Source organism: Paenibacillus flagellatus (assembly GCF_003217775.1).
Taxonomy (GTDB): Bacteria; Bacillota; Bacilli; order Paenibacillales; family NBRC-103111; genus Paenibacillus_AB; species Paenibacillus_AB flagellatus.
Genome location: NZ_QJVJ01000003.1, coordinates 330,302 through 345,851, shown reverse-complemented (window position 1 = coordinate 345,851; position 15,550 = coordinate 330,302). Strand labels below are relative to the sequence as shown.

The 15,550-nt window shown below is 62.6% G+C and carries 13 protein-coding genes; all 13 read left to right on the top strand.

Going from position 1 to position 15,550, the window contains the following annotated elements:
- Positions 1–12: 12 nt before the first annotated feature.
- The 13 genes from DLM86_RS08085 to DLM86_RS08025 all read left to right on the top strand — a co-directional run bounded on the left by DLM86_RS08085 (position 13) and on the right by DLM86_RS08025 (position 15,408).
- Positions 13–1,017 (top strand): ABC transporter ATP-binding protein, encoded by a 1,005-nt coding sequence (locus DLM86_RS08085; RefSeq protein ID WP_110839479.1) that lies wholly within the window; start codon positions 13–15, stop codon positions 1,015–1,017.
- Positions 1,014–1,997, top strand: coding sequence for an ABC transporter ATP-binding protein (locus tag DLM86_RS08080; protein ID WP_110839478.1), 984 nt, complete (start codon positions 1,014–1,016; stop codon positions 1,995–1,997). Before DLM86_RS08085 ends, DLM86_RS08080 begins: the two co-directional genes overlap by 4 nt.
- Positions 1,998–2,024: 27 nt before the next feature.
- The gene (locus tag DLM86_RS08075; RefSeq protein WP_110839477.1) at positions 2,025–3,491 is read left to right on the top strand and encodes a leucyl aminopeptidase family protein; all 1,467 of its coding nucleotides are present in this window, start codon (positions 2,025–2,027) and stop codon (positions 3,489–3,491) included.
- A gap of 29 nt (positions 3,492–3,520) precedes the next feature.
- Complete coding sequence (locus DLM86_RS08070; RefSeq protein WP_110839764.1) at positions 3,521–4,219, top strand: copper homeostasis protein CutC; 699 nt, start codon at positions 3,521–3,523, stop codon at positions 4,217–4,219.
- A gap of 22 nt (positions 4,220–4,241) precedes the next feature.
- Complete coding sequence (locus DLM86_RS08065) at positions 4,242–5,192, top strand: ROK family protein (protein WP_110839476.1); 951 nt, start codon at positions 4,242–4,244, stop codon at positions 5,190–5,192.
- Positions 5,193–5,245: 53 nt separating this feature from the next.
- The gene (locus tag DLM86_RS08060) at positions 5,246–6,520 is read left to right on the top strand and encodes an alpha-L-fucosidase (RefSeq protein ID WP_110839475.1); all 1,275 of its coding nucleotides are present in this window, start codon (positions 5,246–5,248) and stop codon (positions 6,518–6,520) included.
- Positions 6,521–6,708: 188 nt separating this feature from the next.
- Positions 6,709–8,367: a sigma-70 family RNA polymerase sigma factor gene (locus DLM86_RS08055; RefSeq protein ID WP_146250181.1), complete on the top strand. Its 1,659-nt coding sequence runs from the start codon at positions 6,709–6,711 to the stop codon at positions 8,365–8,367.
- A gap of 17 nt (positions 8,368–8,384) precedes the next feature.
- On the top strand, positions 8,385–10,859 hold the full coding sequence (locus DLM86_RS08050) for a LamG domain-containing protein (RefSeq protein WP_110839473.1): 2,475 nt from the start codon (positions 8,385–8,387) through the stop codon (positions 10,857–10,859).
- A gap of 39 nt (positions 10,860–10,898) precedes the next feature.
- The gene (locus tag DLM86_RS08045; RefSeq protein ID WP_110839472.1) at positions 10,899–11,342 is read left to right on the top strand and encodes a VOC family protein; all 444 of its coding nucleotides are present in this window, start codon (positions 10,899–10,901) and stop codon (positions 11,340–11,342) included.
- A gap of 152 nt (positions 11,343–11,494) precedes the next feature.
- Positions 11,495–12,553, top strand: coding sequence for a LacI family DNA-binding transcriptional regulator (locus tag DLM86_RS08040; RefSeq protein WP_110839471.1), 1,059 nt, complete (start codon positions 11,495–11,497; stop codon positions 12,551–12,553).
- Positions 12,554–12,970: 417 nt separating this feature from the next.
- Positions 12,971–14,257 (top strand): Gfo/Idh/MocA family protein, encoded by a 1,287-nt coding sequence (locus DLM86_RS08035; RefSeq protein ID WP_110839470.1) that lies wholly within the window; start codon positions 12,971–12,973, stop codon positions 14,255–14,257.
- A 292-nt stretch (positions 14,258–14,549) separates the two neighbouring features.
- Positions 14,550–14,966 (top strand): VOC family protein, encoded by a 417-nt coding sequence (locus tag DLM86_RS08030; RefSeq protein WP_110839469.1) that lies wholly within the window; start codon positions 14,550–14,552, stop codon positions 14,964–14,966.
- A 148-nt stretch (positions 14,967–15,114) separates the two neighbouring features.
- A complete protein-coding gene (locus DLM86_RS08025; RefSeq protein WP_110839468.1) occupies positions 15,115–15,408 on the top strand; it encodes a DUF2277 domain-containing protein in 294 nt (97 codons plus the stop codon).
- The last annotated feature ends 142 nt before the right edge of the window (positions 15,409–15,550 follow it).

Sequence of the window (15,550 nt, the reverse complement as noted above, 5' to 3'; positions counted from 1 at the left end):
GGGAGCCAGACCGTGACGCCTAAATTGCTGGAAGTGCAAGGATTGAAAACGGAGTTCCGACGCGACGGGGGAAGCGTAACGGCCGTGTCCGGCGTCGACTTTCATATAAATAAAGGCGAAGTGCTCGGCCTTGTCGGCGAATCCGGCTGCGGCAAAAGCGTAACCTCCCTGTCGATCATGCGGCTGCTCAAGGATACGCCGGGGCGGATCGCCGGAGGCGCCGTCCGCTTCGAGGGGACCGACCTGACCCGGCTGTCGGAGAACGAAATGCGGCGGTACCGCGGGAACGAGCTCGCGATGATATTCCAAGAGCCGATGACGTCGCTGAACCCGGTGCTGCGCATCGGCCGACAGCTCGAGGAGCCGATCATGCTGCACCTCGGCTACGGCCGGAAGCGCGCGCGGGAGCATGCGATCCATATGCTGAAGCTGGTCGGCATTCCCCGTGCCGAGGACGTGGTGAACGATTACCCGCACCAGCTGTCCGGCGGGATGCGGCAGCGGGTCATGATCGCGATGGCGATGGCGTGCGGCCCGAAGCTGCTCATCGCCGATGAGCCGACGACCGCGCTCGACGTGACGATTCAGGCGCAAATTCTCGACTTGATGAAGCGGCTGAAGGAAGAGCAGGACATGGGCATGCTGCTCATTACGCACGATCTCGGCGTCGTGGCGGAAATGTGCGACCGGGTCGTCGTCATGTATGCGGGCCGGGTCGTGGAAGAGGCGAACGTGCAGGATTTGTTCGAAAATCCGCAGCATCCGTATACGAAAGGCTTGATTCATTCCGTACCGAAGCTGCGCCAGAACGTGCGCCGGCTGGCGTCCATCCCGGGCAACGTCCCGGATTTGAGCGCGATGCCGAAAGGCTGCAAATTCGCTCCGCGCTGTCCGCACGCGATGGAACGCTGTCTCGCCGAAGAGCCGGAGCTGCTGCCCGTCGAAGGAGCGGAGGACCGGAAAAGCCGCTGTTGGTTAACGGAACCGGGTAACCCGGAAGGAGGGGAACGCTCGTGAACGAAACACCGTTGGTCGAAGTGAAAGGATTGCGGAAATCGTTTACCTTGAAAAAAGGTTGGTTCGGCACGGTCAAGCAGCTGCGCGCGGTAGACGGCATCAGCTTCGCCATCCGCAAAGGGGAAACGTTCAGCCTCGTCGGCGAAAGCGGCTGCGGCAAATCGACGACGGGCCGGCTCGTCACCCGGCTGCTCAAGCCGAACGGCGGGGAAGTATGGTTTAACGGACAAAACATCAGCGAGCTGAACGACAACCAGATGCGTCCGATCCGCAAGCATATGCAGATGGTGTTCCAGGACCCGTACGCTTCGCTCAATCCCCGGATGAAGGTGAAGGATCTCGTCGCCGAGCCGCTGCTGATCCATACGAAGCTGAGCCCGAAGGAGAGGGACAAGCTCGCGCACGAGCTGCTGGAAACGGTAGGCTTGAACAGCATTCATGCCGAGCGGTTCGCCCACGAGTTCAGCGGCGGCCAGCGGCAGCGGATCGGCATCGCGCGGGCGCTTTCCGTTCGGCCGAGCCTGATCGTGGCGGATGAGCCGGTGTCGGCGCTCGACGTGTCCATCCAGTCCCAGGTGCTGAACCTGCTGCAGGATTTGCAGGAGGAGTACGGCCTCACCTATTTGTTCATTTCGCACGACTTGAGCGTCGTCGAGCATATCAGCGACCGGATCGGCGTCATGTATTTGGGCAATTTGGTGGAGACGGCCGACAAGGATACGCTTTACGATCGCCCGCTTCATCCGTATACGCAGGCGCTGCTGTCGTCCGTGCCGGTACCCGACCCGAGCCGGAAAAAGGAGCGGATCATTCTGAAGGGCGACTTGCCGAGCCCGGTCGATCCGCCGACGGGCTGCCGGTTCCATACCCGCTGTCCGTCCTGCATGGACATTTGCAAAACGAAAGAGCCCGTGTTCAAGGAAGCGGAGCCGGGCCATCAAGTGGCTTGTCATTTATACGACGAAACGATCATGAAATAAAAGTATAGCGACGAAGAAGGGATAACGATGCCGATTACAATCGATAAAGCCGATCGGGCGGACGTTCTCGTCATACCGGTTTATGCCGGCGAACCGTGCCGCTATCCGATTCGCGAGGAAAAAAAGCGTCCCGGCACGGTCACCTGGATGTACGGCCGTTCGGAAAGCGAGGCGGATGCGGTTTGCATCGGGATGGGAGAGCGCCGGAGCGAGACGCCCGAGCGCGTCCGACGCGCCGGCGGCACGGCCGCCCGCGCCTTGTGGCTGGAAGGCAGAAGCGGCGGAACGCTCGCGAGAAGCGGCCGGCGGCCGGCGGAGGAGCCGGACGACGCGGGCAAGGAAGCGGCGGCGGAATGGCTGCAGGCGTGGACCGAGGGGTGGCAGCTCGGCGCGTATCGGTTCGACAAGTACCGAGGCGCGACGAAGACGGTCGGCGCCCCCGTTCTCGACCTTCATTCGGACGATTGGCCCGAATGGGGGCCGGACGAAATGGCGAAGATCGTCGGCGAGGCGCAGCATCGGGCGGAAGGCACCAACGTGGCGAGGGACTGGGTGAACGAGACGCCGGACGCGCTGAATCCCGATACGTTCGTGCAATGGACGAAGGAGCTGTTCAAGGACCGGCCGGTCGACGTCCGCGTCTATCGCGGACAGGAGCTGGCCGACCGAGGCATGAACGGACTGCTCACCGTCGGCGCCGGCAGCGTGCACGAGCCGGCGCTGATCGAGCTGCGGTACGAGGGCCGGTCCGGCTCCGAGCTGCCGCTGCTCGCCTTGGTAGGCAAAGCGATTACGTTCGATATGGGCGGCATGAACGCGAAGACGGGCCGGGATATTAGCGACGCCCGAATGGATATGGGCGGAGCGGCGGCGGTCGTCGGCGCGATGGACATTCTCGTCCGGCTCGGCGCCGACGTACGCGTCACGGCGCTGATCGCCGTCGCGGACAATGTACCCGACGCCCGCGCGACGCTGCCTTCCTCCGTCATCCGGTACCCGAACGGGCTCACCGTCCAAGTGGCGAATACGGACGGCGAAGGGCGGCTCGTCCTGGCGGACGCCCTGATCCACGCCGCCCGGCTCGGCGCTGCGCAAGCGATCGACATCGCCACGCTCACCGGCAACGTCGGGGACGCGCTCGGACTCGGCATCGCGGGTATATGGGGCGATGCGGAGATGACCCGCGAGCTGGTCGATATCGGCGAGCGCAACGGGGAACGGCTGTGGCCGATGCCGCTTATGGACGAATACGAATCGGAGCTGAAAAGCCATTACGCCGACCTGCGCAACGTCGGCACGTCCACGCTCGCCGGCGCGATCGTGGCGGCGCTGTTCATTCGCCGCTTCGTCGCGGAATCGATGGGCTGGGTTCATATCGATATGGCCGGAACGGTGCAGTACAAGCAGGACGTCGGCTACGCGGAGGCGGGAGCGACGGGGTACGGAGCGAGACTGCTTGCGGATTACGCGATTCGGTACGCCAAGCGGCGGTAACGAACGAATAGCGGGAGGTTGCGACGATGATTTTGTTGGAAGTGATCGCCACGTGCATCGACGACGCGCGGCAGGCCGAGGAAAACGGCGCGGACCGGCTCGAGCTCATTACGGCCGTGACGGAAGGCGGGCTGACGCCGGGCATCGGCCTCGTGCGTCAAGTCGTTCGCTCGGTGCGCATTCCGGTGCACGTCATGGTACGGCCGCACAGCCGTTCGTTCGTCTATGACGGGCGCGACCTGGAGACGGTGACGGAGGAAATTCGCGCCATCGCCGATGCGGGGGCGGCCGGCATCGTCTTCGGCGCGATTACGGCCGACGGCCGGATCGACGAACGGGCGTTGGAAGCGGTGCTGCCGCTGGCGGCGGGGATGCAGGTGACGTTTCACCGGGCGTTCGACGAGCTGGACGATCTGCCGGCCGGACTGCGGACGCTGCTCGGATACCCGGGGGTGACCCGCATCCTGACCTCCGGCGGCATGAATCCGGCCCCGGAGGCGATACCGGCGATCCGCGGCTTGGTCGAGGCGTCGAAGAGCTCCTCGCTGCGCATTTTGGCCGGCAACGGCTTGAAGCCGGAAGGCATCGAATCGTTCATCGAACGAACGGGCGTGACCGAGGTGCATTTCGGCTCGGCCGTTCGCCTCGGACGATCCGGACTGGCGCCGATCGATCCCGAACGGCTTCGGGCGTTATCCGACTGCCTGCATCGATACGGCAAATCCTAGATTGGAAAAAAGGTGAATCATCTTGGAGAAGACAGAACGATATGTAGTCGGAATCGATCTGGGCGGTACGAAAATCGCGGCCGCCCTGTTCGATTCGCAAGGAAACATCCGAAACCGCGAGCGAATGGAAACGGCCAACGCAAAAACGGCGGAGGAGGTTGTCCAACGGCTCGTCGATATGACCCGGTCGGTGGCCGGCGGGCTTCCGCTGTCCGGTGTCGGGCTTGCTTCCCCGGGCGCGGTGAACAGCAAGGACGGCATCGTGCTTCACGGCACGAACTTGCCGGAATGGACGAACGTTCCATTGAAGAGATGGATGGGGGACGCGCTCGACGTCGAGGTGCAGGTCGTCAACGACGCCAACGCGGCCGCATGGGGCGAATATGTGCGGGGCGCGGGCAAGGGCGCCGAGACGATGGTGTACGTGACGTTCAGCACGGGCATCGGGGCCGGCATCGTACTGGACGGCAAGCTGCTGCTCGGCGCCACGTCGTTCGCCGGCGAGCTCGGACACACGATCGTCGAGCCGGGCGGACCGGCTTGCAGCTGCGGCAACAACGGCTGCTGGGAAATGTTCGCTTCCGGCACGGCTATTCGGGATTCCGCCGCGGAGCTGATGCGCAGCCGTTCTTCCGCGATCGCGGATTTGGCGGCGGCGCAAGGCGAAGCGATGTCGGCCAAGCACGTGTTCGAGGCGTACCGGCAAGGCGACGGAGTCGCCGTTCAGGTGGTCGACCGGGCGGTTTCGTATATGGCGCTCGGGCTGGCGAATGCGGTCCATACGTTCAATCCCGACCGGATCGTCATCGGCGGCGGCGTGAGCAAAGCCGGCGATCAGCTTTTCCCGGCGCTGCGCGACCGGACGGAGCAAATGGTCATGAAGCCTTATCGGGGCACTTACGAGCTCGTAGCCGCCGGGCTGCAGGACGATGTCGGCTTGATCGGCGCGGCCGCATTGTTCCACGCGTCTTGACGTAAGCTGGAGCAACGGAACGAATATCGTACATGGAGACGGAGGGTGTCCGCATGAGCACGAGAGAGGAGCGGACCCGCTGGTTTAGGCGGGACCGGTTCGGCATGTTCATTCATTGGGGCCTGTATTCGATTCCCGCGAGAGGGGAATGGATTCGGGGCAACGAACGGATGAGCTGGGAGCAGTACAAAACGTATTTCGACGAATTCGACGCGTCCCGCTACAACCCGAGGGAGTGGGCGAAAGCGGCCAAGGCGGCGGGGCAAAAATACGCCGTGCTGACGACGAAGCATCATGACGGCTTTTGCCTGTTCGACAGCAAGCTGACCGATTTCAAGGCGACGAACACGCCGGCCGGGCGCGATCTGGTGCGCGAATACGTCGAGGCGTTCCGCGAGGAAGGCATCGCGGTCGGGCTGTATTATTCGATCATCGATTGGCATCATGACGACTATCCGGGTTACGGGGACAAGGCGCATCCCGACCGGGACAACGAAGCGGCCAAAAACAAGCCGATCGATTTCGACCGGTATTTGACCTACATGCACGGGCAAGTGAAGGAGCTGCTGACGAACTACGGCAAAATCGACATCATGTGGTTCGACTTCTCGTACGACGACATGACCGGCGAGAAATGGAAAGCGACCGAGCTCGTCCGCATGATCCGGTCGATCCAGCCGGACATCATTATCGACAACCGGCTCGGCGGCAACATCCGGGCGGCCGAGCCCGTCGAATACGCCGGCGACTTCTTCTCGCCGGAGCAGATCATCCCGCCCGGCGGCATCGTCGACGTGAACGGCAAGCCCGTTCCGTGGGAAGCGTGCATTACGTTGAACGACCATTGGGGCTATCACTCGACCGACAACAATTACAAATCGGCGCAGCAGGTCGTCCGCACGCTCGTCGAATGCGTCAGCAAAAACGGCAACTTGCTTCTGAACGTCGCACCCGACGCGAAGGGCGAAATCAACCGGCAGACGCTGGACGTGCTGCACGAGGTCGGCGAATGGCTGCGGCTGAACGGTGACAGCATCTACGGCTGCGGCGCGTCCGCCTTGCCTAAGCCGGAATGGGGCCGGTACACGCAAAACGGCGACAAGCTGTACGCCCACGTCTACGACCGGGGCATCGGCCCGATTTACTTCGAAGGGTTGAAGGGCAAAATCAAGAAGGCGAGACTTCTCCGCGACGGAACCGAGCTGAAGGTGGAGACGCCGTGGATGGCCGAAGAGTATTCGGACATCGAGAACGGCGCGTTCATCACGTTGGCCGGCGCCCGGCTGCCGGACGAGAAGGATACGGTCATCGAGCTACATCTCCAATAAACGGCAAACAAAACAAGCTCCTGCGGGGGCTTTTTTTGTTTGCCGTTTACGGGGAAGCCGATATTCCGCCGTCGCCACAAAGGAGACGGCTGCGTTTGCGCCGAATTCTTTTTTGGAAAAAAATTCGCGAATCGTGTCCAATTCGGGCGGCTTCGAGCATCAAAACGGAAGGAAAGGAGGAAACGGAGATGGAGCGGGAGCTGGGGCCGACCGAGGAAGAGCGGCGACGGCAAGTCGGGTTGACGGAGCGGGCGCGGGCCGGGGACGCCGAAGCGTTCGGCGAGCTCGTCGGCCTGCATCGGCAGCGGGCGTTTCGCATCGCCCGAAAAATCGTGCACGATCCGTACGCGGCCGAGGACGTCGTACAGGATGCGCTTTGCCGGGCGTTTCTGCACATCGACCGGTTGGCGGACGTCGATCGTTTCGTGCCGTGGCTGAGCCGGATCGTCCGCAATCAGGCGCTGATGGCGAGACGAAGCGAGCAGCGCGCCGGACGCATTCGCTTCCTGGCGGATGCGGGCGGCCGTCCGCCCGGCGACGAGCCGGATGCCAGCGGAGAGCGGGGCGATTTGGACGGCATGCTGTACCGGCTGACACGCTCGCAAGGGCGGGAAGGGACGGCCGATCCGGAGCGCGAGCTGATTCGCCGCGAATTTTATACGGCGGTGCACGGCATGCTGCACAGCTTGTCCTCGCGGGAGAGGGAGCTGTTCGAGGCGCATTTCTTCAGCCAGCTGACGCCGTCGGAAATCGCCGCGCTGTCCGGGATGACGGAAGCGAACGTGTACAAGACGCTATCCCGATCGAAGGCGAAAGTGAAGGAAGAACGCATCCGCCATTACGTCCGCGAACGGATGGACGACGACGACGTCCGGCATGCCCGCGTCGCGCTGCCGATTCGCCCCGATCCGAAGGACTGGTCGTCCGGCGCGGACTCGGCCGCCGTCTGCTTCCGGCTGATGATGCAAGCGGCGGGACAAGCCGGAATCGGCCTGTCGGAGACGATGGGCTGGTCGGGACATGCGTTCCGTCTTTCGGTCGAAAGACGGCGCATCGACGTATCGGGACCGTCGATGTATTATTGGGAACCGGTGTTCGAACGGGGACTCGACCGGCTCGGATTCGGGATGCGGCACGTCGGCGACGGCGGCATCCCGCCGACGGCCTATATGGTCGGCGAAGCGGCGGCGCTCGCCAGAAGGTCGATCGCGAGCGGCATGCCGGTCATGGCGTGGGGGATATTCGGCCCGGAATTCGCCCTCCTACACGGCTACGACGACGAGCGGCAATCGTTCGTCTCGACCGGACGAAGCGGCTTGCGGCACGTGCCGTACGATCGGCTGGGACGCGGCGCGGATGACGGTCTGTTCGTTCTGGCCGCCGTACGCCGCAGTCGCGCCGTGCGACCCGATCCCGACCGGGAGACGCCGCGGCTTGTCGCCGATCTGCTCGGACACGCGTACGGCGAGCGGACGTTCGTCGGGTATGCGGCCGGGCTCGGCGCGATCGACGCATGGATCGAGGCGATGCGCGGCGGCGAGGCGGACCCGCTCGGCAGCGCGTACTGTATTCGGGTCGCGGCGGATGCGAGGGAGCATGCGGTCCGTTTTTTGCGCGGGCTGACGTCTGGCTGGGAAGGAGAGCGGGCGCGCCGTACGTTCGAGGCGGAAGGCCGGTACTACGAGTCGGCCGGATGCTGGGCGCGGCTGGCCGGGCTGTTTCCGTTCCCGGAAGGCCGCTCCCCCGATCGCGAGACGGCGGCGGAAGCCGTACGATTGCTGGAGACGATTCGAGATTGCGAAGAGGCGGGCGTCGAAGCGCTGGAAAAGCTGGCCCGCCAGTTCTGAAGAAGGGGAGATAACGAATGAGTGTCGGGGATTTGTCGAAACGGGAGCTACAAGAAATATGGATACCGGTATACGGCCGGGCGAAGCCGGTCGATCGGCTTGTCGCGGCGCCGGGGAGCAATCCGGTGCGCATTCCGGAAGGCATGCAATTTACCGATTCGTTCGGCGGCAACCGCGCGCTGACGGAACGGCAGTACCGGGCGCCGCTCTCGATCGAGGCGACGGTCATGACGGACAGCACAAATATCGTGCTGCTTTATGCACAGGGCGAGGTCATCTTGAACTGGGACCGCCGGGAAGATATGCTGCACGTCCGCCATCCGGCGACCGGACAATCGTTCGATGCGCCGGGTAAAGGCGCCGTGCCGCCGGGCCGATGGCACCACGTGGAATGGATCGTGGCGGAAGACGTCATGCGCGTGCTGGTCGACGGCGAGGAGCGGTTCGTCCTCCCGGGCAACTACCGCGGATTGGAAGGCAAAGTCGGGCTGCGCACGGGCTGGCGCGCCAATTTGTCCGTCGGCTCGCTGCACATCGAGGAGCATCGCCAGGCGGGAGAAGGCGGCGCGGCGTTCCGGCCGGCTCCGCACGAATCGTCCTTCGTCGGCTGTCTGCTCGGCGCGATGCGCGCGTGCAACCGGTACGCGGACGAAACCGAGCTGCTGGGCGGCATCGGCTACTGGTTTCAGCCGCTCGGTCCGGCCGGACGCTTCGATCCGGACGCCGCCGAGGAAGCCGGAGCCGGGCTCGCCGAGCTGCTGCGGGCGTACGGGCTGGTCGTTCGGCGGCTGGACGTGCGCTCGGCCGGCACGGACGAATCCGCCGTCTTCGTACGCGACGCGCTCAAGGAGCAGGTCCCGATTTTCGCAAAAGCCGGCGGCGCGGACGAAGACTGCCGTGCCGTGACGGCGGTTGACGGGACGATGCTGAAGCTGGCCGGTCCGGAAGGCGGCGCGGAAGCCGTGCCGATCGAACGGCTGTCCGCACTGTACAGCGTACGTCCGGGTCCGGAGGAAACGTCCCGCGGCAAAATGACGGCGGCGTTCCGCCGCGCGTCACAGGCGGCTCAGGGGGGCGATGCCGCCGCCGCCGAATGGCTGTCCGCGATGCGCGAATCGGCCGACCCGGCCGCTCTGCGGGAGCAAGCCGCCGCCATCGCCCGGAAACGGGTAAATGCCGTCCGGTATTTGCGGGACGCCGCCGATCGGGTCGGCGAGTCGACCGGCTCGCTGCTGGAAGAGGCGATGACGTTTTGCGAAGCCGCAGCGGGGCATTGGGGCGGCGCCGCAGAGCGGATGGCGGAAAGCGCAGCCGAGGCGGAGGTCCGTATCCGGGCCGCTTTCGAGGCGGAGCGCGGAGGCGCGGCCGTGCTCGGACGGATTGCGGAAGCGCTGGCCGGGGTGAAGCTGTTGGACGGATTGCGCTACAACCAATTCAGCTGCATCTCGCAACATATTACGTTACACGGCGTGGCGAAATATGCGGGCATATCGGCTCCGGACGAATGGATAGCCGGTGCGAGCGGCCGTCCGTTCGCTTTCGCGGTTCACGAGAAGGTGAACGTGCACGACATTTGCCTGCCGCTCCCGGAAGCGGAGTTCGTCCGGCTGTTCGCGAACGTCGGGCTGGAGATCGAAGGCGTGGAAGGATACGCCCGAGGGGAAGCGTATCGTCGGCTGCTGGAGCGAGCGTGGGACGCCGCACGCGCGGCGATCGACGCCGGATACGCCTGCTTCGGCCGGTCGGTCGATTTCGATCGCGGCGAATATTCGCTCATCGTCGGCTATGACCGGGACGGGTACTATTCGCACGGCTGGCACGGACGATCCCGCCGGGCGATCCCGTGGAACATGTACGGGCTCGGCCAATGCCAATGTCTCCAATGCACGGCGCGGCGGCTCGATTGGAGGACCGAAGGGCCGGTCAAATCGGTTTGCCGGTGCGACGCGTGCCAGCGAACCCTCCTCACCGGTCCCGCTCTGGAGCCGCAGCAGGAAGGCGACGTGCGGCTGTATTGGGCCAAGCCCGCGGCACCCGCCGACGACCGGACGATCGTCCGGGAGGCGCTCGCCTTCGCGGTCGAATTCGGAAAGCCTGACGGCAAGTGGAGCAAGCCGGGCATGCGTACGGGGAGCGAGGCGTACGACCTGCTCATCCGATCGCTCGAACGAGGAACGATGGACGGCTGGTATCTCGGTCTGTACGCCAACGGCTGGCAGGAATGCCGGCAGCATGCTTCGCGTTTTTTGAACGAAGCGAAGCGCCGACTGGACGGCCCCGGGCTTGCGGGGGCGCTGGAGGCGGCCGCTCGCGAGGCGGAGCGGCTTCGCGTCCTGTTCGCAAAGCTGTACGACATGTTCCCGTGGATGCAGCCGTTCGGCCCGATTCCGGACACGGAGCGCCGGTACGCGGGGGCGGAGCTGCTGCGTCGCGCCAAGCAGGCGGAGGCGGACGCCATGAAGGCGTACGCGGAGTTGATCCGGCTGCTTTAACAGAAGCGGCGATGACTCGGATGGGGAGAACGATAGCTTATGAACACACGATTGCTGCTGACTCGAGTCGGGTACGCGTATATCCCGACGACCGATATCGAGGCGTCGATTCGATGGTATACGGGCAATTTGGAGCTGCGGCTGATCGACAAGTTCGAGGACCGCGGCTCGGCGATAGCCGTTCTACATTATCCGCATAAAAACGCGATCGCGCTGCTGCTCGTTGAAACGTCCGAACGCCGGCCGCTCGAAATCGACCGCAACGGAACGCCGTTCCCGGTCATGGCGATGAATTGTCCGGATATCGAGCATACGTACGAGACGTTGAAGCGGCGCGGAGTCGAGATCGTCCGCGAGCTATCCTCGCTTGGCGAGGGGAAAGCGAGATTCTTTTATTTCCGCGACAACGAGGGCAATTTGCTCGAAGGCGCTTGGTCCGTCTGGGATCCGGAAGACGAGCTGAAGGACGGATTTGCGGAATAGATGCCGCGGGCCGTTCGTCCGATATAAAGGGACGGACCGGTTTCGCCGGCACGGCATGAAAACGACAATTGACGCCAAATTCCTCCAAAGCGTATGATAAAGGCAACGAATCGACGTTGTCCGGTTCTACGAACCGATTGGAGGAAGACCCGTTGACCCGATTAAAAGATATCGCGGAGCGCGTCGGCGTCTCGATTTCCACCGTTTCGCGGGCGATCAGCAACGATACGGCGAGGCCCGTCAACAAAGAGACGAAGCGCAAAATACGCGAGGCGGCGATCGCTCTCGGCTACGAGCTCGACGCGGAGCCGGAGCGCGCCCCCGCGAATCGCGCCAAATCGATCCAAACGATCGGCATCCTTTTGCCGCAATCGGTGCAGGAAAATCATCCGTACTTTTCGGCCGTCCTGTCCGGCTTCCGCAAAAAGCTGCAGGAGCTCGGACGCGCGCCGGCGATCGTCCGCCCCAGCGAGGAGACGGATCGCCCGGAGACGATGCGCGCGTTTGTGCGGGAGACGGGCGTGAAAGGCGTCCTGGCCATCGCCTGGCACGACGCGGAGCTGTTCGCGCTGATGCGCGAAGAAGGCATAACCGTGCTGGGCGTCAGCATGCACGACGAGACGGTGAGCATTCCGATCGTCGACTGCGACCGCTTGGCGGCTTCGCGCGCGGCCGTCCGCCATCTGCTCGCGCGGGGCCATACCCGGATCGGCTACATCGGGGGGCCGGGGCTTGCGGACCTGGAAAGCGACGAACGGTTTCTCGGCTACAAATTCGCCATGCTCGAAGCCGGGATTGCGCCGAATCCCGAATGGGTCGTGAACGCTTATTGGAGGGTGGACTTGAGCTACGGCGGCATGATCGATCTGCTGAACCGGCTTCCGGAGGAGGAGCGTCCGACCGCCATGTTTTGCGCCAGCGACATGATGGCGATACCGGCGCTTCGCGCCGCGGCGGAGAAGAAGCTTCGCATTCCCGAGGATATGGCGTTCGTCGGGATGGACAACATCGAGATCGCGCAGTACACGTCGCCTCCGCTTACGTCCGTCCACGTGCCGAAGCAGGAAATCGGCGAAGTGGCGGCGAAGACGCTGATCGATTGTCTGGAAGGCCAATACCCGCTTCCCCCGAAAATATGGCTTCCGTTCGAAGTCGTCCAGCGGGAATCGTCCGCGTTCGAACGAAGCCCGGACCCTAGCCGGCAGGCGTGACGATCATGCCCTCTACACCGCATTGAATCCGTTCGATAAGCTCGGCCTCCCGGATGGGAGGCCGTTTCTTATGCCGTGGATAGGATCGTGAGAAATTTGGATCCAAAAATGCCTAAATACACGATTGACACGATTTGAAAGCGGTATTATGATGAAAAAAAGATCGATTTGGCGCAATTTCTCCTTTCGATTTGGATTAGTTTGGATATCCTCCGTTTGGAATGACGGGCCGTATCCCGTAAGGCCGGGCACCGGCGACGCATCGTTCGACAATGGGGTCGAGGGCGTGTCGTCACTCGACATGACGGGACCCGGCCGGTACGAAAAAAATGGATCAAGCGGCGCCCGACCGGTAGGCGAGGGGCGAACAAGCCTTGGCCGGCGCCGACTACTTCGTGCGAAGGAGCATGATCGACGATGAATCAACTGACAGCCGTTTTGATCGGGGCGGGGGCGAGAGGAGCCGGAGCCTACGCGCCTTATGCGCTCCACCATCCGTATGAGCTGAAGTTCGTAGCCGTGGCTGAAGCCGACCCCAAGCGGCGCGAGACGTTCGCCCAAGAGCACGGCATTCCGGAGGGCGCGCGCTACGAATCGTGGGAGCAGTTGCTCGCCGAGCCGAAGCTGGCCGACATCGCGCTTATATGCACCCAAGACCGGATGCACTACCGTCCGACGATCGAGGCGTTGAACAAGAAGTACCACGTCCTGCTCGAGAAGCCGATGTCGCCGGAGCCGAGAGAATGTCTCGAGATGGAACGGGCGGCCAAGGCGAACGACCGGCTGCTGACGATTTGCCACGTGATGAGGTATACGCCGTTTTGGAACGCGATCAAGAAGCAGATCCGGGACGGCGCGATCGGCGAAGTCGTCTCGATCCAATTGAACGAGAATGTCGGCTATTGGCACATCGCGCACAGCTTCGTCCGCGGCAACTGGAACAACTCGGATACGTCCAGCCCGATGATTCTCGCGAAATCTTGTCACGATATGGACGTCCTGTCGTGGCTCATGGATACTCCTTGCGAGCGCGTCAGCTCGTTCGGCTCGCTCATGCACTTTCACGAAGGCAACGCGCCGGAAGGCTCGACGGAACGCTGCCTTGATTGCCCGGTGCAGACGACGTGCCCGTACTCGGCGCCCCGCTTTTATTTGAGCGACGCATTCAAAGGATGGGCGCGGCACTTCACGCCGGATTTGTCGCACGACAAAATCGTGCAGGGGCTGCGCGAGACGAATTACGGCCGCTGCGTATACCGGAGCGACAACAACGTCGTCGACCATCAGGTCGTCAATATGGAGTTCGCAAACGGCGCCACCGCGATGTTCAGCATGTGCGGCTTCACGTTCGAGCAGGAGCGGCGCATTCAAGTGATGGGGACGCGCGGGGAGCTGCGCGGCGAGGAAGGCAAAATTACCGTCTTCGATTTCTTGACGCACCAGAAGACGGAAATCACGATTCCGGCGCAATCGAGCGGCCATGGCGGCGGCGATTCGGGCATCGTGAAAAGCTTCCTGGACGAAGTGCGCCGCTACACCGGGCAAGAGAGCTTGACGTCGGCGTCGGCTTCCGTCCGCAGCCATCTGATGGCGTTCGCCGCCGAGGAGTCGAGGCTGAACGGAGGCAAGGCGATCGAGCTGCGCGCCTTCGCGGAATCGATCATGGCCGACGGTCCGGAAATCGTAGGATCGCCCGGAAATTGAATCGGCACGGCATAACAACCGCCCTTTCGAGGGCGGTTGTTCGTTTTCCGGCAGAGGAAGCGAGTAAGAAGCCGATTTTTCGGACGGACGATCGAATCGAAGGGAGCGGCAAACTTTTTTTTGAATATGCATTGACAGGAATATTCCCTATGGGGTATATTAAAAGCGTGAAATCGGTCCGATTGCAACATACCCGAGCGAGAGGGGGACGTCGAAAGCGATAATCGATTTGCACAGGCAAGAGAAATCACGGTTAATCACCAAATCCAAAAAACTTATGAGGTGAATTCACATGGCGCTTACGTCGGATAAAATTTTCGTCAATTTGCCGGTAAAAGATTTGAACAAGTCGGTCGAGTTTTTCAAGAAGGTCGGGTACGAATTCAATGCTCAATTTACGGATGAAAACGCGACATGCATGGTGATCAGCGACAGCATTTACGTCATGCTGCTGGTCGAGCCGTTCTTCCAATCGTTCACCAAGAAAGAAATCGCCGACACGGCGAAAAGCGCGGAATCGATTATCGCCTTGGCGGCCGAAAGCCGGGAGCAGGTGGACGAAATCGTGAAGCGGGCGTTGGAAGCCGGCGCGAAGCCGTATAACGATCCGGTCGACCACGGGTTCATGTACTCGTGGAGCTTCCAAGATCTCGACGGCCATATGTGGGAATATATGTATATGGATCCAAGCGCGGTTCAGCCGCAATAAGTCCGGCACGGTTCGAAAACATCGCATTTCGGTGCGATGTTTTTTTTGCCGGTTGGGGCGCCGTCTTCCGTCCCCGCGGTTGACTTTTCGGCCCGCTTTGGGCGAAAGTAAGAAGAGGAACCCATGAACGAAGAAGAAGGAGAGCGCCATGTGCCGCAATATCAAAACGTTATTCAATTTCGACCCGCCTGCGACCGAAGACGAAATCGAGGCCGCCGCGCTTCAATTCGTAAGAAAGCTGTCGGGCTTCAACACGCCGTCGAAGGCGAACGAGGAGGCGTTCCGCCGCGCGGTCGGGGAAGTGGCCGAATCAGCCCGCAAGCTGCTGGACTCCCTCATCACGAACGCCGGGCCTCGCAACCGCGAAATCGAAATCGAGCGCGCGCGCATCCGCTCGGCGAAACGGTTCGGCACGGTCGAAGCCAAGAAAGACCGGCCGTGACGGCGAACCGAATAGGAAGCGTATTCCAGGCGATTGCCTGAAGCCCGTTAAAACGGGCTTTTTTTCGTTTGGTTACGAAATGCCGCGGCTCCCAACGAAAAAGACGCAAAGAAACGAAAAAATGGTAAATACCGTTTGCGCC